Annotated in this window: 18 protein-coding genes; 10 read left to right on the top strand and 8 right to left on the bottom strand. The window is 72.5% G+C overall.

Annotated elements, in window-relative coordinates; genetic code table 11:
- Window positions 1-308: 308 nt before the first annotated feature.
- A complete protein-coding gene (locus IE265_RS12795; protein ID WP_190035595.1) occupies window positions 309-1,100 on the bottom strand; it encodes a LysR family transcriptional regulator substrate-binding protein in 792 nt (263 codons plus the stop codon).
- Between the two features lie 58 nt (window positions 1,101-1,158).
- Here IE265_RS12795 and IE265_RS12790 point away from each other — a divergent pair, with 58 nt between their 5' ends.
- The 4 genes from IE265_RS12790 to IE265_RS12775 all read left to right on the top strand — a co-directional run bounded on the left by IE265_RS12790 (window position 1,159) and on the right by IE265_RS12775 (window position 4,514).
- Window positions 1,159-1,566, top strand: a complete 408-nt coding sequence (locus tag IE265_RS12790) for a DUF5997 family protein (protein ID WP_190035594.1) — start codon at window positions 1,159-1,161, stop codon at window positions 1,564-1,566.
- A 63-nt stretch (window positions 1,567-1,629) separates the two neighbouring features.
- The gene (locus IE265_RS12785; RefSeq protein WP_190035593.1) at window positions 1,630-2,337 is read left to right on the top strand and encodes an AAA family ATPase; all 708 of its coding nucleotides are present in this window, start codon (window positions 1,630-1,632) and stop codon (window positions 2,335-2,337) included.
- Between the two features lie 133 nt (window positions 2,338-2,470).
- A complete protein-coding gene (locus IE265_RS12780; protein WP_190035592.1) occupies window positions 2,471-3,514 on the top strand; it encodes an LLM class flavin-dependent oxidoreductase in 1,044 nt (347 codons plus the stop codon).
- Between the two features lie 193 nt (window positions 3,515-3,707).
- Window positions 3,708-4,514: an SAM-dependent methyltransferase gene (locus tag IE265_RS12775; RefSeq protein WP_190035591.1), complete on the top strand. Its 807-nt coding sequence runs from the start codon at window positions 3,708-3,710 to the stop codon at window positions 4,512-4,514.
- A gap of 47 nt (window positions 4,515-4,561) precedes the next feature.
- On the opposite strand, the gene IE265_RS12770 is transcribed toward IE265_RS12775, so the two are convergent.
- The gene (locus IE265_RS12770; RefSeq protein ID WP_190035590.1) at window positions 4,562-5,359 is read right to left on the bottom strand and encodes a VOC family protein; all 798 of its coding nucleotides are present in this window, start codon (window positions 5,357-5,359) and stop codon (window positions 4,562-4,564) included.
- 181 nt (window positions 5,360-5,540) lie between these two features.
- Between IE265_RS12770 and IE265_RS12765 the strand changes: the two genes are divergently transcribed.
- The gene (locus IE265_RS12765; RefSeq protein ID WP_190035589.1) at window positions 5,541-5,768 is read left to right on the top strand and encodes a DUF4287 domain-containing protein; all 228 of its coding nucleotides are present in this window, start codon (window positions 5,541-5,543) and stop codon (window positions 5,766-5,768) included.
- 20 nt (window positions 5,769-5,788) lie between these two features.
- Here IE265_RS12765 and IE265_RS12760 read toward each other — a convergent pair whose 3' ends face one another.
- The 3 genes from IE265_RS12760 to IE265_RS12750 form a co-directional block, all read right to left on the bottom strand.
- Entirely contained in the window at window positions 5,789-7,159 is a 1,371-nt protein-coding gene (locus IE265_RS12760) for a vWA domain-containing protein (RefSeq protein ID WP_190035588.1), read from the bottom strand.
- Complete coding sequence (locus IE265_RS12755) at window positions 7,156-8,013, bottom strand: AAA family ATPase (RefSeq protein WP_190035706.1); 858 nt, start codon at window positions 8,011-8,013, stop codon at window positions 7,156-7,158. Before IE265_RS12755 ends, IE265_RS12760 begins: the two co-directional genes overlap by 4 nt.
- 218 nt (window positions 8,014-8,231) lie before the next feature.
- Window positions 8,232-8,636 (bottom strand): DUF3662 domain-containing protein, encoded by a 405-nt coding sequence (locus IE265_RS12750; RefSeq protein WP_190035587.1) that lies wholly within the window; start codon window positions 8,634-8,636, stop codon window positions 8,232-8,234.
- Window positions 8,637-8,751: 115 nt separating this feature from the next.
- Here IE265_RS12750 and IE265_RS12745 point away from each other — a divergent pair, with 115 nt between their 5' ends.
- Together IE265_RS12745 and IE265_RS12740 are read left to right on the top strand one after the other, a co-directional pair.
- Window positions 8,752-8,973: a hypothetical protein gene (locus tag IE265_RS12745; RefSeq protein ID WP_190035586.1), complete on the top strand. Its 222-nt coding sequence runs from the start codon at window positions 8,752-8,754 to the stop codon at window positions 8,971-8,973.
- Between the two features lie 248 nt (window positions 8,974-9,221).
- Window positions 9,222-10,367 (top strand): hypothetical protein, encoded by a 1,146-nt coding sequence (locus IE265_RS12740; RefSeq protein ID WP_190035585.1) that lies wholly within the window; start codon window positions 9,222-9,224, stop codon window positions 10,365-10,367.
- 18 nt (window positions 10,368-10,385) lie between these two features.
- Here IE265_RS12740 and IE265_RS12735 read toward each other — a convergent pair whose 3' ends face one another.
- From IE265_RS12735 to IE265_RS12725, 3 genes are all read right to left on the bottom strand, one after another.
- Window positions 10,386-12,269, bottom strand: coding sequence for a sensor histidine kinase (locus IE265_RS12735; RefSeq protein ID WP_190035584.1), 1,884 nt, complete (start codon window positions 12,267-12,269; stop codon window positions 10,386-10,388).
- On the bottom strand, window positions 12,266-12,964 hold the full coding sequence (locus IE265_RS12730; RefSeq protein ID WP_308434785.1) for a response regulator: 699 nt from the start codon (window positions 12,962-12,964) through the stop codon (window positions 12,266-12,268). Before IE265_RS12730 ends, IE265_RS12735 begins: the two co-directional genes overlap by 4 nt.
- Window positions 12,965-13,083: 119 nt before the next feature.
- Entirely contained in the window at window positions 13,084-13,854 is a 771-nt protein-coding gene (locus IE265_RS12725; RefSeq protein ID WP_190035583.1) for a L,D-transpeptidase family protein, read from the bottom strand.
- A gap of 297 nt (window positions 13,855-14,151) precedes the next feature.
- On the opposite strand from IE265_RS12725, the gene IE265_RS12720 reads away from it, so the two are divergent.
- From IE265_RS12720 to IE265_RS12710, 3 genes are all read left to right on the top strand, one after another.
- Window positions 14,152-15,531, top strand: a complete 1,380-nt coding sequence (locus IE265_RS12720; protein ID WP_190035582.1) for a glycoside hydrolase family 10 protein — start codon at window positions 14,152-14,154, stop codon at window positions 15,529-15,531.
- Between the two features lie 199 nt (window positions 15,532-15,730).
- The gene (locus tag IE265_RS12715) at window positions 15,731-18,436 is read left to right on the top strand and encodes an NACHT domain-containing protein (protein WP_190035581.1); all 2,706 of its coding nucleotides are present in this window, start codon (window positions 15,731-15,733) and stop codon (window positions 18,434-18,436) included.
- A 245-nt stretch (window positions 18,437-18,681) separates the two neighbouring features.
- Window positions 18,682-19,830, top strand: coding sequence for a S1 family peptidase (locus IE265_RS12710; RefSeq protein WP_190035704.1), 1,149 nt, complete (start codon window positions 18,682-18,684; stop codon window positions 19,828-19,830).
- Window positions 19,831-20,384: the final 554 nt, after the last annotated feature.

The raw sequence follows: 20,384 nt of genomic DNA, 5'->3' as shown, positions 1-20,384 counted from the left end.
GCGGGCCGGAACCGTGGCCGGCCGAGCACGGAACGGGTGTCCGTGTCGGCGTCAGGCACGAGCGGGCGTCACAGCGGCACCGGCGCGCAGGGGCGCCCGTACCGACGCCCGGCACGAACGGATCAAGCCGACGCCGGGGCACAGGGAGGCTGGAACGACGCCGGGGCGCGAGCGGGCCGGGCCACACCGAGGCGCAAACAGTTCGGGCCTGCACCGGGCCGCAAGCCGGTGTCCGTCGCCGCCCCGGGGCGCGCGCGGGCAACCGTGCCGGCGCCCGGCGCTGTCCAGGCGCCGCCTTCGCGGCGGGGCTACGAGCGGCGGCGGGGCTTGCCGCGCTTCGCGCCCTTGGCCCCCTTGGGGGCACCGGCCGCGCGCGGGTTCCTGCCGGTGGCCCGGCCCGTGCCCGCGGCCGGCTTGCGCCGCGCCGGGGCCTTCTCGGGGCGCCTGCCCTTCGCGTCGGACTGCGCCGCGCCCTCGGACTGCGACGCGGAGCGGCCCCGCGAGCTGTTGACGGTCCGCCCCCGGACGATCCCGATGAAGTCCTCGACCCGGTCGGTCGTCCTGTCCTCGGGCCAGCACAGGGCGACCCTCGACTCGGGGGCGTCGGTCACCGGGCGGTACGTGAGGTCCTTGCGGTGGTGCAGCCGGGCGAGCGACTGCGGAACGATCAGGACACCCACACCCGCCGCCACCAGCTCGATCGCGTCGGCCGTCGTGGCGGGGCGCTCGACGGCCGGCCGGCCCGGCAGGCGCTCCCAGTGGAGCGCGTCGTCGAGGGGGTGCAGCACGATCTCGTCGGCCAGGTCCTCGGCCGTGACCTCGTCCACGGCCGCCACGACATGGTCCTTCGGGGCCACGACGACGCTGGTCTCGGTGTAGAGCGGGATCGCGCTCAGATCGGCGTCGTCGACCGGGAGCCGCACGAAGGCCGCGTCGGCGCCACCGGACCGCAGGACGCCGAACGCCTCGTCCGGGGCCACCGGGAGGAGCGTCAGCGGAACGTCGGGCAGCCGCTCGTTCCAGATCCGCACCCACTTGCTGGGCGTCACTCCCGGGACGTACGCGAGCCGGAACGAGGGGGAATCTTCCGAGCCTGTCACCTGGCCAGGTTACCGGTCGTGGTCGGAGGTGGTTCACATGCTCGATACCCTGGACGGTATGACGTCGCACCAGAACACTCAGACGATGAAGCCCGCGACCGCGGCGAAGAAGCTGGGTGTGTACCTCGAGGCCACCCCCGCAGAGTTCCAGGAGGGTGTCGTCTCGCGCTCCGAGCTGAACGCGCTCCAGACCGACCCGCCGGAGTGGCTGCAGGAGCTGCGGCGCACCGGCCCGCACCCCCGCCCGGTGGTCGCCGCGAAGCTCGGCGTGTCCATCGCGGGGCTGGCCCGCGGCGGAGTGACCGACGCCCTCACCACCGAGCAGATCGAGGCACTGAAGGAGGACCAGCCCGACTGGCTGCGCAAGGAGCGCGCCACCCAGGCCGAGGTCCGCAAGGAGACGGTCCGCATCAAGGAGAAGCAGGCAGAGCGCGCCAAGGCCGAGGAGCGCGACTCCCGCTCCTGACGCCGTGGGGACACGGCTCCCGCTCCGCCGCTCCCCCGGCACGCCCTGTGGAAGACTCGACGCGTGATCATCGAACGCGCGTACGCCCACACCGCTTCGTACGACGCCGGCGCCTGGCCCTGGTCCGTGCCCTGTGTACGGGGACTGCTGGCCGACGGTCTGCGGTTCACCGCTCCGGTGACCTTCGTCGTGGGGGAGAACGGCTCGGGCAAGTCCACCCTGGTCGAGGCGCTCGCGGAGGGCTTCGGACTGGACTCGTGGGGCGGGTCGCACGACTGGCGCTACGCGAGCCACCGGTCGAAGTCCGTCCTCGGCGAGCGGATCCGCTTCGACGCGGCGGCCGGCGGACGCCGGATGCTCGGCAGCTGGTCCGCCCGGAAGGGGTTCTTCCTGCGGGCGGAGACCGCCATGGACGCGCTGGACCGGGAGGGGTTCGCGCCGGACTCGGTCAGTCACGGCGAGGGCTTCCTCGCGGCGTTCCGCGGGAAGTTCCTGCAGCCGGGCCTGTACGTACTGGACGAGCCGGAGGCCGCGCTCTCGTTCTCGTCCTGTCTTGAACTGCTGGGCCACATCGACCAGTTGGTGAAGCAGGGCGGCCAGGTGATCTGTGCGACGCACTCTCCGCTGCTGACCGCGCTGCCCGGTGCGGACATCGTCGAGGTCGGCGACCACGGGATGCGCCGGGTGGCGTGGCAGGACCTCGCCCTGGTCGACCACTGGCGCCGCTACCTCGCCGATCCCCGGGCCTACCTCCGGCACATCGTCGACTGAGCGGTACCCGCGGGCGCGGGGGCCCGGGTCTCCTGCGAGAATCCGCCGGAACGATCAGTGCCGGTGTTCCGCCGACCGCGCCCGGGACCGTTCCCGGCGTCGGCGGACCCCGCCCGGACGATGGAGGAGCCTCGTGCCACTGCCCTCGGAACCGTTGCGGAAGCTGGGCTTCCTGACCATCGGGCTGTTCGACGGGGCGGACCCGCGCTCCGGGCACGAGTCCACGCTGGAGATCATCGAGCTGGGCGAACGGCTCGGCTTCGACAGCGCGTGGGTGCGCCACCGCCACCTCCAGTACGGGATCTCCTCCCCCGTGGCCGTCCTCGCGGCGGCCTCCCAGCGCACCAGCCGCATCGAGCTGGGCACCGCGGTCATCCCGCTGGGCTGGGAGAACCCCCTTCGGCTGGCCGAGGACCTGGCGACGGTCGACATCCTGTCCGGCGGCCGGCTGAACCCCGGCGTCAGCGTCGGCCCGCCGATGCACTACGAGCAGGTCAAGCACGCGCTGTATCCGGACACGGCGGACGCGGAGGACTTCGGCCACGACCGCGTGGCCCGGCTGCTGGACCTCGTACGCGGCGAGCCGGCCACCGCGTTCAGCGGCACCGAGGGCTTCGAGGTCTTCTCGGACCGGGTGCAGCCGCACTCCCCCGGTCTGGGAGGCCGCATGTGGTACGGCGGCGGAAGCCTGCGTTCTGCCCGCTGGGCCGGCGAGCACGGGATGAACTTCCTGACCAGCAGCGTCGTGAAGGCCGAGGAGTCGGAGGACTTCGCCGAGATCCAGCTCTCGCACGTTCGGGCCTTCCGCGCCCACCACCCCGACGGCGCACGGGCCCGGGTCTCCCAGGGCCTCGTCGTGATCCCCACGGACAGCGCCACCGCCGACCAGCGCGCCAAGTACGAGGCGTACGCGCGGCAGCGGAGGCCGCGCACCGCCGAGCCGCAGGGACCCGCGCGGCTGATGTTCGCGCCGGACCTGGTCGGCACGTCGAACGAGATCGCCGAACGCCTTTACTCCCAGGCCGCGTTCCGGGAGATCGACGAGGTCGCCTTCGCGCTGCCCTTCACCTTCGAGCACGACGACTACGTGCAGATCCTGACCGACATCGCGACCCGGCTCGGGCCGGCCCTGGGACGGCCCGCACCCGCCGCGAATGCCGGTGACCGACCCCGTTGAGCCGTCGGCCACCGTGCCCGATCGGCCGCCGGGCCCGCCGCGCGCCCGGCAGGCGGACACCGCGCGGCTGCCCCCGGGTGGCCAAAACCCGACCCTGGCGGCCCTGTTGACCTCGAAGGACGCGTCGCGCGGCCCGGCCGTTCGGTTAGGTTGACGGTCCACGGCCGGACCGCGATCCGCAGGAGGCGCTCTCGTGACAGACCAGGAACCGCAGCTCGTCGCCGCCGGGATACGGGCCCGGATCGACACGGAGAAGCCGCACTCCGCCCGCTTCTGGAACTACTTCGTGGGTGGCAAGGACCACTACGAGGTGGACCGCGAGATCGGGGACCACATCAAGACGATCTTCCCCGGCCTGGTCGACGTGGCGCGCACGAGCCGGCAGTTCCTGGGGCGGGCGGTGCGGCACCTGGCGGGCGAGGAGGGCGTACGGCAGTTCCTGGACATCGGCACCGGCCTGCCGACCGCGGACAACACCCACGAGGTGGCCCAGCGCACGGCGCCGGACGCCCGCGTCGTGTACGTCGACAACGACCCCCTGGTGCTCGCCCACGCCAGGGCGCTGCTGACCAGCACGCCGGAGGGCGACACGGCGTACATCGACGCCGATCTGTACGAGCCCGAGGCGATCCTGGAGGCGGCGGCCCGGACACTGGACCTGTCGCGGCCCGTGGCCCTGATGATCCTCAACACGCTCGGGCACGTGGCAGACCACGGCCGTGCCCTGGACCTCGTCGGCCGTCTCATGTCAGGCCTGCCGTCCGGCAGCTACCTGGTGATCAGTGACAGCACCGCCACCAGCGAGGGCATGATCGCCGCTTCGAAGGCGTACAACGCCAGTGGGGCCGTCCCGTACCACGTACGGGAAGTGGCCGAGATCGCCGCCTTCTTCGACGGGCTCGATCCGGTCGAACCCGGCGTCGTCCAGGTCACCCAGTGGCGTCCGGACTCCGCCGGTTCGGTGGTCGACGCCTACTGCGGCGTCGGCCGCAAGCCCTGACCGTCCGGAGTCCGGCGTCCCCGGGCACCGCGTCCGGGGACCGTCCCTCAGGTGACGTCGGACAGCTTCGGCATGTCGCCCTCGGTGGTGGTGATGTCGATCACCGAGAAGGACGCGCCCTGCGGGTCGGTGAGTGCGGCGAAGCGGCCGAAGGGGCTGCTCATGGGGCCGAAGCGGAGGATCGCACCGCGTTCGGTCGCCTTCGCCACCGCCGCGTCGCAGTCCTCGACCGTGAAGTAGACGTTGACGTACGACGGCACCTCGGGCGGGAACTCGTCCGTCATCAGCATCCGGCCGAGCACGGTCTCGTCGCCGACGTTGAACAGCCTGAAGTCCATCTCGTCGTCGAGCAGTTGCTGCGCGGTGTAGGGGAAGACGCCCGTCAGGAAGGGGTCCGACCGGTCCGGCTCCCTGGTGAACAGCTCGGCCCAGCAGTACGCGCCGGGTTCGGCCGTCAGCTCGAAGCCCTCGTGGACGCCCGCCTGCCACACGCCGAAGACGGCGCCGCTGGGCTCGCGGGCCAGGAGCATGGTGCCGAAGTCGCCGACGGCCATCGGCTCCATCAGGACCTCACCGCCCTTGTCGCGGATCTTGCGGGCGGTGGCGGCGGCGTCCGGGGACGCGAAGTACAGACACCAGGCCGACTGCCCCTCGGCGCCGGGCATCGGCGGCACCACCGCGGCCACGGCCTTGCCGTTCACGAGGGCCTGCGTGTAGTTCCCGAACTCCGACGACGCCTCGCTGAACGTCCAGCCGAGCACGTCCCCGTAGAAGCTCTTCGCACCCTCGACATCGCTGAACATCGCGTCGGCCCAGCACGGCGTTCCCTCGGGTTGTACGGCCATGGAAGTGACTCCCTCGTCTCAGGACCCCGCTGTCACGCCGTCCAGCCGTCGCCCGCCGCGCGCGCCGAGGACCGTGGAGAACGTGACCGGGGTCACATCCGTACACCGATGATGTCGGGTGGTCCCGCCGGTCCAACACAGCGACACGAGCAGGACCGGAACGACGGAACAGGATGCGGACATGAGTGAGACCGTGAAGGGCCCCGCGAGCTACTTCCCCTCGATCGAGAAGAAGTACGGCCGGCCCGTCGCCGAGTGGAAGAGCCTGATCCGGTCCTCGCCCCTGACCCGGCACATGGAGCTCGTGTCCTGGCTCAAGTCCGAGCACGGCATCGGGCACGGCCACGCCAACGCCCTGGTCGCCCACACCCTGGCCGAGGACAGCACCCCGCGGCCCGCGGCGGGCTGACGCGGGACCCTGCGGGCGGGTCAGATCGGGAGCAGCCGGGCGATCAGCGTGCTGAGCTGGTGGACGTTGCGGCACTCGTGCATCTCGACGACTTCCGCGTATTCGGGGGCGGCCGAGTCGCCCGTGCCCCACTGCGAGCGCGGTTCGGGGTTCAACCAGTAGACGCGGCGGGCGCGTTCGCGGACACCGCGGACCGCCGGCAGGTTCGGGTCGCTCATGTTGGTGCGGGCGTCGCCGAGGACGAACACGGTCGTACGGGAGCCCACCGCGTCGGTGTACCGCTCGGCGAACTCGCCGAAGGCGACACCGTAGTCGCTGCTCCCGTGCCAGCCCGTGAGGGTCGCCTCCGCCCGGATACGCGCGCCCAGCCCGTCCGGGTCGGCCGCTCCGGGCACCAGCAGTCCGGTCACCTCGTCGATCCGGTTGACGAAGGCGAACACCCTGACCTTGCTGAACTGCTCGTGCAGGGCCTGCACCAGCAGCATCGTGAAGTCGGAGAAGCCGGACACCGACCCCGACACGTCGCACAGGAGCACCAGTTCCGGCCGTACGGGCCGGCGGCGGCGCAGCACCGGGCGCATCGGTACGCCGCCGGTCGACAGCGATCCGCGCAGGGTCCTGCGCAGGTCGATGCTGCCGCGTGAGGCACGGCGGCGGCGGGCCGCCAGCCGGGTGGCCAGCTTGCGCGCGAGCGGCTGCACGGCCCGGCGCAGCTCGGCGAGCCGGTCGCGTCCGGCGAACAGGAAGTCGACCCGGTCGGCGGTGGGCGCGACGGCGCGGCGGGCGATCTCGTCGCGACCGCGCCGTTCGGCGACCCGGCGCCTGGCCTCGGTGGCGACCCGGCGCCGGAAGTCCTCGATGCGCCGCCGGATCTCGTCCTCCAGCAGACGGTCGGTGAACCCCGTCGCGCCGCCCCGGTTCCGGACCGTGTCGCGTACGCGGGCCAGCAGCGTCTGCGGGCGGATCCGGTCGAGGGTCTGGTACGACGACCAGCCGTCCGAGCCGGGCGAGGCGCCGTACCCGCCGAAGCCGTCCACCGCCTCGGCGGCCAGCCGGTCCAGCGCCGCCCGGTCGTCGGCGGCGAGCGCCTCCGCGAGCCGGTTCCGCAGGTCGTCGCGGTCCGCCGGCGCCCCGGTGCCCGGCGCTCCGACCCGGCGCGGGAAGTACACGTCGAAGACCGGGTCGAAGACCCGTCGCTGTCCGGTGCTGTGCAGCAGGGTGGCGGCCAGTCCCTCCCGCAGCAGTTCGCGGTCGGCGAGGCCGAGTGCCTCCAGTGCCTCGGCGGCGTCCACGGTCTCGCCGGTCCCGATGCGTACGCCGTGCGAGCGCAGCGCGCCGACCAGGCCGGTCAGCCGGTCGGCGACCCCGGTGACAGGTGCCGGAGCGCTCACAGGGCTTCCAGGTCCAGCTTGGCCGCGGCCTTGAGGATGTCGTCCTGGTGCTTGAGGATCACGCCGAGGCTGTCGCGTACGACGTTCTCGTCGAGGGTGTCGGCGCCCAGCGCGAGCAGCGTGCGCGCCCAGTCGATGGTCTCGGCGACGGACGGCACCTTGCGCAGGTCCATCTCGCGCAGCGCGCCGACGACCCGTACCACGGACGTGGTGAGCGCCTCGTCGAGGCCGGGTACCTTCAGCCGGACGATCCGGCGCTCCAACTCCTCGTCGGGGAAGCCGATGTGGAGGAAGAGGCAGCGGCGGCGCAGCGCCTCGGACAGCTCGCGGCTCGCGTTCGACGTGAGCACCACGAAGGGGCGGCGGGTGGCGCTGATCGTGCCGAGTTCGGGGACGGTGACCTGGAAGTCGCTGAGCACTTCGAGCAGCAGGCCCTCGACCTCGACGTCCGCCTTGTCGGTCTCGTCGACGAGCAGGACGGTGGGTTCGTCGCCGCGGATCGCGGTCAGCAGCGGCCTGGCGAGCAGGAACTCCTCGCTGAAGATGTCCGTGCGGGCCTCGTCCCACGTCTCGTCGCGGCCCGCGCTGATGCGCAGCAGCTGTTTGGCGTGGTTCCACTCGTACAGGGCCCGTGACTCGTCGACGCCCTCGTAGCACTGGAGGCGGACCAGTCGGGCGTCGGCGACCTGCGCGACGGCCTTGGCGAGTTCCGTCTTGCCGACCCCCGCGGGGCCCTCGACCAGCAGGGGTTTGCCGAGGCGGTCGGCCAGGAACACGGTGGTGGCGACGGCCGGGGAGGCGAGGTAGCCGGTCTCGGCGAGGCGGGCGGAGACGTCGTCGACGGATGTGAACAGCAACGGGGCCTCCGGCTCGGCGCGACAGCGTGAGAACAACTATCTAAGCGCTTGTTCACCGACTCTGTCACGTGTGACGGCGCCCACGCGCCGCGCCCGCCCGCCTGCCTGCGGGACGCGGCGCCGCCCGGCACCCGCGCGCCCCGCCGCCGATGGCCTGCCGCACCGACCGCACCCCGCGTGGGCCGGACGCGGGCGCCCGGAAGGGCCGACCGTTGTCAGCCCGTGGAGACCTGGAAGGCGTCGGCGCGCACATGGCGCATGACGCAACTCGCGACGCGGTAGCGGCCGTTGGGCAGTGCGGCGGTGGACTTCGTCACCCGGACCACGAGGGGCCCGGCCCACTCGTACCCCTTGCGCGCGCCGTGCCGTGCCAGGCTGTCGGTGAGTACCTGTCCCACCCGGCTGCCGCGCCGGGCGAGTTCGTCGTGGACGGTCTCGGACAGTTCGATGTCGTACGCGTTCGGAACGACCACGCGGCGTTCGCTGCACAGCACGACGTTGCTGTCGCACTCCCCGTGCAGCGCGTCGACGAGTTCGACCGGCCCCTTTCCCCTCAGGTGCGCGAACAGCGCGTCCTCGAAACGCTCCACCGCTCGTTCCCATCGCGTCAGTGTGCCCACGTCCCCGCCTCTCGTCCGCCGCGTCCCTGTCATGAGTGCGGGTGCCCGGAGTTCGGCTTCCGACTCATGCGGCGCGCGACTCGTCGGAACGCGCCGCGCTGGGTACCCGTACCGCATGAGCGATGTCGTTGCGTCCGATGAGATCCTGCGCCGCATCCAGCGAGCCCTGTCGGTGGCGAGGCGGGAGGAGCAGGCCTGGAAGACACGGAGCGTCGATCTCCGGGCCTCCGATCCGGAGGGCTGCCGGGAGGCCGAGGTGCGGGCCCGCGCCTACGAGGCGGTACGCACCGTGCTGGACGAGATCGTGACACCCGGCGCGCACGGGCCGGACAGTTGAGCCGCATCGGGGTCAACCCGTCTCCCGGCGGGGCGAGTTGAGGATGCCGTCGGCGAGCGCGCGCCGCAGGGCGGATGTCCTCCGGTGGGCGCGACGACCGCTGCCCGCTGCCGCGCCCGTCCCGTCACACGAGTGCCCCGCCCCGCGTGCGGGCTCCGTCGAAGGCGCCTAGAAAGGACTCAGACCGCGTCCTGTGTGCCGTACCCCCGGCCCAGGACCGCGGCAGCACCCTTCGTATGGAGTTCAGTATGACAACCCATCCGCCGTTCGCGTCCGACAGACCTGGCATATCCCCCGAGAGCGTGATCGACCCGCCCCCGTCGCCACCGGCGGCACCCCGACCGGGAGTCGATCGCTCCGCGGACAGGTACGAGGACCCCATCGACGGACTGGTGCACGCCGCCGTCGCGGACCGGCCGCTCGACGAGGTCGTCCAGCTCATCGAGGCGCTGGAGCGCTCACCCCGGTACGCACGCGCCACGGTCGACGCGCTGCGGGCCGTCGGCACCGACCGGTCGGTGGAGGACGTGACACGGCTCGTGACGCTGCTGACCAGGCCGCCGCGGAACGCGGACAGCGCGGACGAGGCGATCCGGGCGGCGGCCGGCGGCCGGACCGTCGAGGACGTCACCCGGCTCATGGCGCTGCTCCACCAGCCCTCCGTGGAGCCGCACTGCGGGGAGGCCGCCGTACGGGCGGCCGCCACCACCCGCCCCGTCGAGGATCTCGCGCGGCTGATCGGCCGCATGACCGAACAGCAGGCGGCCGAGGAGTCGACGGCCGACGACCGGGCGAACCGGCCCGCGGACGGGTCGCAGGCCGACGGGTCCGGGGGCACCGGACGGTCGGAGGACACCCGAGGCACCACTGGCGCCATGACCGCAGGCGCGAACGGCGTGGACCCGGGTTCCGTGCCGGGAGCGCCGGTTCGCACGCGGGCCGCCGGGGCCGGCCTCCTGCCCGAACGGTCGCGGCAGGTCGCGGCGTTGGCGCTCGTGGCGTGCGGGGTGGCCCAGTTCCCGTCCGGACGGGACGGCGCCCCGGTCGCCGCCTACGGCCTGGCGATCGGCACGGCCGTGCTGTGCCTGCTGCTGGGCGTGGCGCTCCTCCGTACGGGCCGCGCCGCCCGGCTGTCCTTCGTGCTTCTGGTCCTGGGTGTCGTGGTGTCGGCGGCACCCGCGGCAGGCCGGCTGCTGGAGGCGCGGCTCGGCTCGGCGGGGCTGAGCCGAGCGCTCGGCCTCACCCTCGCCCCGCCCTGGCTCGCCGGTGCCGCAGCCGCCCTGGCCGCCCTGTCGGCGCTGACCGCCCTGCTCGTACTCGTGACGGCACGCGGAGCCGCGAGCGGGTCCGACGAGGTCCGGTCGCCGGCCGGCTCCCGGCGGAACGAGGGCTGACCGGGCCGGCGTCACGCGTCACGCGTCACGCGCCCCCTCGCCGCCCGGCGGGAGGGGGCGCGTGCCGCCGCGGTCGTCGCCGGGGGCGGAAGCGGGCAGCCGCAGGGTGAAGACCGATCCCGTGCCGACCTCGCTGGCGGCCGACACGGTCCCGCCGTGGGCCGTGACCAGCTGACGCACGATAGACAGGCCGAGACCGCTGCCCCCGGTGCGCCGGTTGCGGGACTTCTCCGCGCGCCAGAACCGGTCGAACACACTGGGCAGGTCCTCCGCGGCGATGCCCCGGCCGGTGTCGGCCACGTCGAAGAGGACGTGCCCGTCGTGGTGCCGGGCGGACAGCGTGACCGTCCCACCTCCGGGGGTGTGGCGTAGCGCGTTGGACACCAGGTTGCCGAGGGCCTGCCGCATGCGGACCGGGTCCGCGTCGAGCCACGGGGAGCCGTCGACCCGCGTGCTCAGGCGGACGCCCGCCGCCTCGGCCGCGACGCGGTGCGCCGCGACGACCTGGTCCAACAGGTCGCCCGCGCGCACCGGTTCGGGGTGGAGCGCCAGCGTGCCCGCGTCGGCGGCCGCGAGGTCCTGGAGGTCGTCGATGACGCGCTGGAGCACGACGGCCTCCTCGTGCAGCGACGCGAGCAGCTCGGGGTCGGGTTCGACGAGTCCGTCACGGGTCACCTCCAGCCAGCCCCGGATGTTGGTCAGGGGGGTGCGCAGCTCGTGGGCGATGTCGGCCACCATCGCCTTGCGCTGCGCCTCCAATCGTTCGCGGCGCTCCGTCAGTTCGTTGAAGGCGACCGCCAGGATGCCCGTCTCGTCCTGGGTCGTCACGGGGACACGGGTGTGCAGGTCCGGCGGCTGCTGGGCTGCGTGGGTCAGCGCGCGCAGCGGCCGTACGAGCCGGGTGGCGAGCACCGCGGTCACGGCCACCGTGAGCGCGAGGACGAGCCCGGTGACGCCGAAGACCTTCGCCTTGTTGGCGGCCGACATGTCGAAGGTGGGGAGCGGGCTGTCGCCGCCGCCCAGGAACAGTTCGGCGGCGGGGGCGACGTACGGGTCCAACTGCTTCCGGCGGGCACCGTCGACGCACTCCCGGGCCTCCTCGGCGACACGGTCCGCCGTTCGCCCGTCGGCCCGGTCCTCGGGGTCGAGGTACCGGGTGCGCGGCGGAGGGCGCGTGAGATCGAGCCCCACACCCAGCGGCCCGTAGAGCTTCAGCTGCCCCAGGTCCGCGCATTCCCGGGCGAGCGCCGTCAGTTCGTCGAGTGCCTTCTCCTCGGTGGCCGTCAGGGTGTTGAGGACGCCGTCGGCGCAGGGCGTCGGCACCTCGCCCCCGTCGACGGTGCCGTTCTCGTCGACGAGGATCGAACGGCCGCTGGGCAGGCGGGTGATGGTCGTCCCGACGCCGTTGGCGGCGAAGCAGCCCCGGCGCTTCTCGGCCAGCAGGCGCACCCGGTCGCGCTCCGCGGGCGGCAGCTCGTACGGGCCGACCGCCCGCGGGTCGATGCCGCTGAGCTGCGCCCCCGGCTCGGTGAACGTGTCGGTGCGCAGCGGGTCGACGGCGGCGGCGGCGCGGGGCGGCAGGTCCGTGCCGGGCGGGGCGGAGTCGGCGACGGGCGTGCGGTCGGGCGCGGTCAGGGCGATGCGTCGGCCCGTGCTCCGGGACAGGGAGCGCACGGTCTCCTGGACGCCGGACCAGTCGGGGTGGGTGGCCGCGTATCCGCTGAGCCGCCTCAGGATGTCCGTGTCGTCGGCCAGCACCTGTCCCTGCTCCTCGCGGATCGCCCGCGTGGTGGTCTCGACGGCGAGCCAGGCCGTCGCGGCGACGGAGCACACGGCGATCAGCACGGAGGTGAACAGCAGGCGGACCAGGAGCCGTCTGCGCAGGGGGATCGCGTGCTTCACCCTCGGTCCCCGCTGAACTTGTAGCCGACGCCGAAGACGGTCACCAGCCTCACCGGTCTGCGCGGATCGCTCTCGATCTTCCTGCGCAGGTTCATGATGTGCACGTCCACGGCCCGTTCGGTCGAGGCGCGGTCGATGCCCCGGGTGCACCGGAGCAACTGCTGCCGGGTGAAGACCCGTTCCGGCTCGGCGGCCATGGCGAGCAGGATCTCGTACTCGGCCGGGGTGCAGTCCACGGCGGCGCCGTCGCACACCACGGTGTGGCGTACCGGGTCCAGGGTGATCCCGGCCGCGCGGACGAGCGGGTCGCCGCGCGTGCCGTCGGCCGGACGCCCGCTGCGGCGCAGGACCGTACGGATGCGGGCCATCAGCTCGCGCGGGCTGTACGGCTTGGTCATGTAGTCGTCGGCGCCGAGTTCGAGGCCGAGCAGCACGTCCTCCTCCGTGGACCGGGCGGTGAGCATCAGGACGGGGATGTCGCCGTCCCGGCGGAGTGCCCGGCACACCTCGAAGCCGTCGACCACCGGGAGCATCAGGTCCAGGACCACGAGGTCGGGGCGCCGCTCCCGGACCGCCGCGAGCGCGGCTCCGCCGTCGTGGACCACGGTGGCGGTGTGTCCCTCGCCCAGCAGTGAGCGGCGGATCAGCTCGGCCTGCTTCTCGTCGTCCTCGGCAACCATCACATGTGCGCACACGCGGCCGATGCTAGGTGCCCCGGGTGCGGTCCGGTCGCGGGTGAGGGGCTTCCCACGTCCTGACGGATTCCTGACACCTCGCTGGTAGGAGAGCGCGGGGGCGGGTCCCCCGGTCCGGTTCAGCGTTCGAGCGCGGCCGCGTCCCCCATGACGACGACGGGGTCGAGGTCCGGATCCAGCGCGCGCAGGAGGGCCTTCATGTGGTCCTCGCGGAGGCTGACGCAGCCCTGGGTGGGGCCGCCGTGGTCGACGTGCAGCCAGATCCCACCGCCGCGGGATGCCCCGAGGGGTCGGGTCCAGTCCAGCGGGGTGTTGCCCGGATCGCGGTTGTAGTCGATGGCGACGACGTAGTCGAACGAGCCGGCCAGCGACTCGCCCTCGAAGCCCGTGCCGCTGATCGAGAAGCCGTCCGAGCGGTCGTACGGGAGGCGGGTGCCCGGGTCGGGGCGCAGTCCGCCGGCGTCCGTGAGTGTGTGGACGCCGATCGGGGAGCGCAGGTCGCCCGCCCGGTGGTGCCGTGTCCAGCCCTTCAGGGCGTTGTGGGCGGGCCATTCGGCGCCGGCCCGCCAGCCCGACGCCGTGCGCTCGTACAGCACCGCGGAGGACAGCGGCGAGTTCCTGCCGCGGCCGGTGACCACGAGGGCCTGACGGGTGTTCTGCGGGATCTCGGCCCGTGTTCCGGGCCCCAGACCGGGCAGCTCGCGGGGTGCCGCGTCCGGGGAGGCACTGGGTGCGGGGCGCGGTGGCGCTCCGGTGGCGGCTCGCGCCGCGACGGGTCCGGGTTGGGAATCCGTCGTCACCGCCGGTCCGGCCGTGCAGCCGGTGAGCAGGATCGAGGCGACCAGGACGGCGGCCGGACGGCACGCCGTGGCGGACTTGGGTGTGATCATGCATCGACCATGACCGACACATATGAGGAACCGGTCAGGTCCTCGGCCGGGCGTCGGGGTGTGTCGGAACCTCCACTTCGAAACATTCGTAGCTCTTGGCGATCGTTTTGGGGAATGTAGGCAAAGAGGTGGCATGCAGCAAGGCGTGGCGACCCGCCGGCACGCCGGAACGACCAACTTCGGCCATCCAGAAATCCCCGTGGTGGCGCCCGTTGACGCTCCGGAAGGCCGACCGTAAGGTCTGCGCTGCCATTCGGAAACATGCTCGAAACTTTCGCTTCGACAGAAGGGGACGACATGGCCACCCGTACCTCCACAGTTCAGCGGAGCACTCCCCCGCCCCGCCCGTCCCGAGCCCGAAGAGCCCTGCTGCTCGGTATGGCGGGCCTGCTCGCCGCGGCCGGCGTGACCACGCTGGCGGGAACCGCCCGGGCCGCGGGCACACTCGGCGCGGCGGCCGCCGAGAAGGGCCGCTACTTCGGCGCCGCGGTGGCGGCCAACCACCTCGGCGAGGCCGCGTACGCCACGACCCTGGACACCGAGTTCAACTCGGCCACGCCGGAGAACGAGATGAAGTGGGACGCGGTCGAGAGCACCCGCAACTCCTTCACCTTCGGGGCCGCCGACCAGATCGTCGGCCACGCGCAGGGCAAGGGCATGAAGGTCCGCGGGCACACGCTCGTCTGGCACTCCCAACTGCCTGGCTGGGTAAGCGGGTTGGGCGCCTCGGACCTCAGGGCCGCCATGAACAACCACATCACGCAGGTGATGCTGCACTACAAGGGGAAGATCCACTCCTGGGACGTCGTCAACGAGGCCTTCCAGGACGGCGGCAGCGGCGCCCGCCGCAGTTCGCCGTTCCAGGACAAGCTCGGCAACGGCTTCATCGAGGAGGCGTTCCGCACGGCCCGCGCCGCCGACCCGGCGGCGAAGCTCTGCTACAACGACTACAACACCGACGGGGCCAACGCGAAGAGCAACGCCGTCTACGCCATGGTCAAGGACTTCAAGGCGCGCGGTGTGCCCATCGACTGCGTGGGCTTCCAGTCCCACTTCAACAGCGCCTCGCCCGTGCCCGGCGACTACCGGGCCAACCTCCAGCGCTTCGCGGACCTCGGCGTGGACGTACAGATCACCGAACTGGACATCGAGGGCTCCGGCAGCTCGCAGGCGGCCAGTTACACCACCGTGGTCAACGCGTGCCTCGACGTCTCGCGCTGCACCGGCATCACCGTCTGGGGCGTCACCGACAAGTACTCGTGGCGGTCCGGCGGCACCCCCCTGCTCTTCGACGGCAACTACGCCAAGAAGCCCGCGTACACGGCCGTCCTCACCGCGCTCGGCGGCTCGGGCGGGGGCGGCGGAGGTGGCGCGACCTGCACGGTGTCGTACACCCGCACGGACGACTGGAACACCGGCTACAACGGCCGGGTGACGGTGACCGCGGGCAGCGCGGCCGTCAGCGGCTGGACGACGACCGTGACGATGACCTCCCCGCAGAAGATCTCCGCCACCTGGAACGGCACGCCCAGTTGGGACTCCAGCGGCAACGTCATGACCATGAGGCCCAACGGCAACGGGAACCTCGCCGCCGGCGCGTCCACGAGCTTCGGCTTCACCGTGACGAAGAACGGCAGCTCCGCGGCTCCGACGCTCGGCACCTGCACGGCGTCCTGACCCGTCCCCGACCGGACGCGCACGGCAACCGGCCGGCGGCGTCGAGCGGTGGCGCGGCGGATCGGGACCGCCGCGCCACCCTTCGCGCGAGGGGCACGCCGACAGGCCTGCGCGCCCGGTGTCTCCGAGAGCCGGATGGACCAACGTCGCGTGGGCAGTTATCAGTCGGGTACAGGAGCGTCCGGCTGCCGGGGGGACCATGGATGCAGGAGTGATCGCGGCGCGGATCGCCTCAGGCGCGCTGGTCCCGCTCGTGAAGAAGCTGTTCGTCCGTGAAGGGCCGGGAGCGGGCCTGGTCGGCCGGCCGGTGAGGATCTCGTCGCTGGTGTCCTTCACGGGCGAGAAGCGTCTGCTGACGGAGGCTGACCTGCGCAGACTCACCGCGGGACTGCTGCGGACCGCGGTGGGGTCGGCCCCCGTCGGCGAACGCCTGGTCGAACCGGCCGAGGAGGAGGCGGTGTCCCTGGCGCTGGCTCGCACCCTGACACGCCTCGGCGACCTGGAGATGGACGACGTACAGGCGGTCCGCCTGGGACCGCAGGCGCTGGCCAAGGCGCTCAAGGCCGCGGACGGCGACGGCACACGCGACCTGTCCGCCGACGGGGCACACCTCCACGACGCGCTGCTGCTGAGCGCCTGCCTGCACATCCTCCACTTCTTCACCCAGCGCTCGACCTTCGTGGCGCGCACCCTGGTCGAGCACAGCGGCCAACTCGCCGAAGCCATCGCGAAGACCGACCTGCTGCTGGCCCGGCATCCGTCCCCGATCACCAGGGACACCCTGTTCGAGGAGCGGTACGTCACCCACATCGCCCAGAAGCACGGCATGCTCGCCATCTACGGCATCGACCTCACCCGGTCACCCGAGCAATGGCCCCTCGGAACCGCGTACTTGAGCCTTGAGGCGGACCTCGGGCAGGACAGGCACCACGCCATGATCCGGGCGGAGTACGCGTTCAACGGACGTGATCGTGTCCTGCTGCGCGGAGTCGCGGGTTCTGGCAAGACGACCCTGGTGCAGTGGCTGGCGGTCACCACGGCACAGCAGGACCTGTCCCTCCTCAACAGCGACGCCCCGCTGGCGGCGCTCATCGGAAGGGTGCCGTTCGTCCTCCCGATGCGCACTCTGACCCGGCAGCACGACTACCTGCCGAACCCGGACGAGTTCCTGCACCGCACCCGGAGTCCGCTGGCCGGGGCACAACCGGCCGGTTGGGTGGACCGGGTGCTCTCCTCGGGACGCGGTCTCCTGCTCATCGACGGAATCGACGAGGTGTCCAAGCAGACGCGTGAGCGCACCCGTCGGTGGCTGCAGGACCTTCTCGTCACGTACCCCGGCAATGTCTGGCTGGTGACCTCACGCCCCTCGGCCGTACGCGACAAGTGGCTGGCCGCCGAGAAGTTCAGCGAACTGTCACTGGCCCCGATGAGCCGGCAGGACGTCGCCTCGTTCATTCACCGATGGCACAACGCGGCCCGCAGCGTGAGCACTCCCGAGCAGCAGGAGCTTCTCGACGGCTACGAGGCGTCCTTGGTGACGGCGGTCCGCACGAAGAAGGACCTCGCACGTCTCGCCACCAATCCCCTGATGTGCGGACTGATCTGCGCACTGCACTGCGACCGGCACGGCTACCTGCCCCGGGGACGCAAGGAACTGTACGAGGCCGCGCTGTCGATGCTGCTGGCCCGGCGCGACCGCGAACGGGACATGGACGCACCGGACGGGATCGACCTCACCGAGGACCCCAAGATCCGGCTGCTGCAGCGCCTGGCCTACAAGTTCATCCTCAACGGCAAGTCCGAGCTGGACCGCAGCCACGCCGAGCGCATCATCGCCGACACCCTGCCCAGCGTCCCGGTCGCGGCCGAACAGGGCGACGCCGCGGCGATCTTCCAGCACCTGCTGCTGCGCAGCGGTCTGCTGCGTGAGCCGGCGGTGGGCAGCATCGACTTCATCCACCGCACCTTCCAGGACTACCTGGGCGCGAAGGCCGCGGTCGAGGAGGGCGACATGGCCCTGCTGGTCCTGCGCGCGGTCGACTCCCAGTGGGAGGACGTCGTACGCATGGCGGTGGCGCACGCCCGTCCCCGGGAGGGCGCCGAACTGCTCCTGGACCTGATCAGGCGCGGGGACAGCTCGACGTCGACGTACCGCAGGAACCAACTGCACCTGCTGGCAACCGCCGCCGTCGAGCACGCCACCGAACTGGAGCCCCGCGTCCGGGACATGATCAGCGAACGGGCCGGTGCCCTCATCCCGCCGCGCAGCCGAAGAGAGGTGCGGGACCTCGTCGGCATCGGATCCGTCGCCCTGGAACTGCTCCCCGGGCCTGACCGGCTGTCGGACGAGGAAGCCCTTCTGACCGCCCACACGGCGATCCTCATCGGCGGGGACGCCGCCATCGCCCTGCTGGGCCGCTACAACCGCCACCCGGATCCGCGGGTACGGCAGCTCCTGTGCAACGCGTGGCACCGGTTCGACACGGCCGCCTACGCGGAAGGCGTTCTCGCCGGTCTGCTGGGGAGCGACGTCTACTTCGAGGTCACGACACCGGCAGAACTGGCCGCCTTCACGCCGTTGGGCGGCCGCTCCCACGTGCGGGTGTCCTCCGCGTTCGACACCAACCAGCTGATCCAGTCCCTGCACCCGGCCGGAGTCACCCACCTGTGGCTCCCGGCCGGGCAGTCCGTCACCTGGTACTGGCTGGCCGCCTTCCCGCGCCTGGAAACACTCACCCTCGACCTCGGCGCGGAGACCCTCGACGTCTCCTCGCTCGGAGCACACCCCGGTCTTCTCCATCTCCGCATCGCCAAGGCGCAGTCGACCGTGGGGCTGGAGTCGCTCGCCGACACCGTGGTGGTCACCCCCTACGAGCAGGACCCGGGAATCGTCCCCGGCGTGTGAGCCGGCCCGTCCGCGCACGGCGGCGCGTTCGACGTACGGTCCTTCGCCCCGAAACCGACCGCGCCCACGGCATCCCGCGCCGACCCGTCCGGAACCCGCGCAACACGGCGCTGTTTTTGGTATGTACCTGACCATGATCAGCCGCTAGGCTCGGCAGGCATTGAGAGCGCTCTCACCGTTCAGCTGTTCCACCCCCACGTTTCCTGGAACAACGAAGGGCCACTCCCTTGAGACGCACTACAGCCATGCGCACCGGCCTGTCCGCACTCCTCCTCCTCGGCGCCTGGGCGACCTCCGTCGCCGTACCCGCCTCGGCCGTCGGCGCCCCCGCACCCACCGGTACCTCCGACGCCCCGGCCTCGGACGCCCTCCTCGACGCCATGCGACGCGACTTCGGCCTGACAAGGGCCCAGGCCGAAGAGCGCCTCTCGGCGGAGAAGCGGGCGACAGCCGTCGAGTCGAAGGCCCGGCGTGCGGCGGGCGCCGCGTACGGAGGCTCCTGGTTCGACTCCGACAGCGGCGCGCTGACCGTCGCCGTCACCGCGGCCGCCTCCCCCGGCACCCTCGACGCGGTGCGCGCGACCGGCGCGACCGTCCGTACGGCCAAGTACAGCGCCCGCCACCTGGACGCGGCCAAGGCCCGCATCGACAAGCTGTCCGCGCCCGAGGGCGTCAGCAGCTGGCACGTCGACGCGAAGGCCGGATCGGTCGTCGTCTCCGTCGTCGGCGCCCAGCGGGCTGACAACGATGTCCGCGCGTTCCTCGCCCGGGCCCGAGCGGCAGGTCCCGTGACGGTCCAGGAGGCCGTCGAGGCACCGCAGACCTTCGCGGCAGGCACTGTCGGCGGCGACCCGTTCTACACCGGCAACGTCCGCTGCTCCATCGGCTTCTCCGTGCACGGCGGGTTCGTGACCGCCGGGCACTGCGGCCGGGCGGGCGCCGGGGTCAGCGGCTGGGACCGGTCCTACATAGGCAACTTCCAGGGCTCCTCGTTCCCCGACAACGACTACGCCTGGGTCAACGTCGGCAGCGGCTGGTGGACCGTACCGGTCGTACTCGGCTGGGGAACGGTCTCGGACCAGCTCGTCCGCGGGTCCGCCGAGGCGCCCGTCGGCGCGTCCATCTGCCGGTCGGGCTCCACGACGCACTGGCACTGCGGCACCGTGCTCGCCAAGAACGAGACGGTCAACTACAGCCAGGGCGCGGTGCACCAGATGACGAAGACCAGCGTCTGCGCGGAGCCGGGCGACTCCGGCGGCTCCTTCATCAGCGGCGACCAGGCGCAGGGCGTGACCTCCGGCGGCTGGGGCAACTGCTCCAGCGGCGGCCAGACCTGGCACCAGCCGGTGAACGAGATCCTCAACCGGTACGGCCTGCGGCTCCACACGGCCTGACCGGTCCGCACGGGGGTCACGGGCTCCGCCACCCCTGCGGGTCCGCACACCAGCGAGCGTGCGGGCCCGTTCCGGCGGGGTGGCGGGCCCGTGCCCGTTCGGCCGGCGCCGGGCACCGAGACCACTTCCCGCGCGCGCTCCGGGCGCGGGGAACCACTCGCGGTCCGGGCGCGCCTCCAACCTCCCGGTTGGTGACGGCCCGATCCGGGCGCGCCTCCAATCTCCCGGCGGGTGACGGCCTCCGGGGCTCAGGGCACGGCCGCCTCAGGTCCCGGCGCCTCAGGTCCCCGCGCCTCAGCTCCCCGGGCCGTCTCCGCTGCCCGGGACGGCGTCCTCAAGGCGCCCGGCGCCCGTCCCGACCGTCCGTACCCCTCCTGAGTACGGTTCGACGGGCGCCCGTAGGACCGTTCCTGGACCAAGGCGTGTCTGCCGCGTGACGGCGGCGCGTCGGCCCACCGGCCCGGACCGACCTGGACGGAGCCGGACACCACGCGGGCGACCGCCCCGGGTCGGCCCGCCCGCAGATCAGCACCCACCGGGCGCCGCGTGCGCGG

This window comes from Streptomyces fructofermentans (assembly GCF_014651055.1).
In the GTDB taxonomy this organism is placed as follows: domain Bacteria; phylum Actinomycetota; class Actinomycetes; order Streptomycetales; family Streptomycetaceae; genus Streptomyces; species Streptomyces fructofermentans.
Note: the sequence above shows the minus strand (reverse complement) of the source record. Positions and strands in the feature narration are given on the sequence as shown.

What these genes read in the sequence shown, in the direction of transcription:
- IE265_RS12715 (WP_190035581.1), top strand. Translation starts at nt 15,731, where the DNA reads ATGGATGCAGGAGTGATCGCGGCGCGGATCGCCTCAGGCGCGCTGGTC.
- IE265_RS12725 (WP_190035583.1), bottom strand. Translation starts at nt 13,854, where the DNA reads ATGATCACACCCAAGTCCGCCACGGCGTGCCGTCCGGCCGCCGTCCTG.
- IE265_RS12770 (WP_190035590.1), bottom strand. Translation starts at nt 5,359, where the DNA reads ATGGCCGTACAACCCGAGGGAACGCCGTGCTGGGCCGACGCGATGTTC.
- IE265_RS12740 (WP_190035585.1), top strand. Translation starts at nt 9,222, where the DNA reads ATGACAACCCATCCGCCGTTCGCGTCCGACAGACCTGGCATATCCCCC.
- IE265_RS12720 (WP_190035582.1), top strand. Translation starts at nt 14,152, where the DNA reads ATGGCCACCCGTACCTCCACAGTTCAGCGGAGCACTCCCCCGCCCCGC.
- IE265_RS12765 (WP_190035589.1), top strand. Translation starts at nt 5,541, where the DNA reads ATGAGTGAGACCGTGAAGGGCCCCGCGAGCTACTTCCCCTCGATCGAG.
- IE265_RS12710 (WP_190035704.1), top strand. Translation starts at nt 18,682, where the DNA reads ATGCGCACCGGCCTGTCCGCACTCCTCCTCCTCGGCGCCTGGGCGACC.
- IE265_RS12790 (WP_190035594.1), top strand. Translation starts at nt 1,159, where the DNA reads ATGACGTCGCACCAGAACACTCAGACGATGAAGCCCGCGACCGCGGCG.
- IE265_RS12745 (WP_190035586.1), top strand. Translation starts at nt 8,752, where the DNA reads ATGAGCGATGTCGTTGCGTCCGATGAGATCCTGCGCCGCATCCAGCGA.